Here is a 616-nt window from a genome sequence, read left to right as displayed (position 1 = left end):
TCGGCATCGCTATGAACGAGCTTGGCAAGCCGTATAGTTGGGGCGCTAACGGTCCGGGATCGTTTGATTGCTCCGGTTTGACCAGCTATGTATATGGCCAGGTGGGCGTATCACTTCCACACTCGAGCAGGGCGCAGTACGGCTGCGGCCAGCATGTAAGCCGTGATGAGCTACAAGCGGGCGATCTCGTATTTTTCGCCCACGGCGGCTCAATATCACACGTCGGCATCTACGTCGGCGGCGGCAACTTTATCCACGCACCGCGCACGGGCGATGTCGTAAAGATCAGCAATTTAAGCGATCACGGCGGCTATGTCGGCGCGGTAAGACCTTAAAGGACAGGGGTCATAAGAAAGTAGAGCTAAGTACAGAATAAGAAAGTTGGGCGGAGATCATCCCCGCCCTTTTTTATGTTGGATTATCCGCCCGCTCCGCTCCTGTTCTCTAGAGAAATGCAGGAAATGGGTACCACATAAAGAAATCATCCCTATTCACACTTATATATCTACAATAATATCCACAATATCTATACTCTCTAATTTATCGGGAGGTGTGCATGAGTTTTAGCGTGTCTACGTCGGAGCGAGTGGAGTTAAAGGACATCACCAAAGAAGTA

General features: G+C 50.5%; 1 protein-coding gene. It reads left to right on the top strand.

Annotated elements, in window-relative coordinates; genetic code table 11:
- Positions 1-335: C40 family peptidase (locus ACYC56_RS10420; RefSeq protein WP_461374114.1), on the top strand; the 335-nt coding region annotated here is incomplete at its 5' end.
- Positions 336-616 lie beyond the last annotated feature (281 nt).

The organism is Candidatus Aquicultor sp., from assembly GCF_054640775.1.
This window is presented reverse-complemented; position numbering and strand designations above follow the sequence as displayed.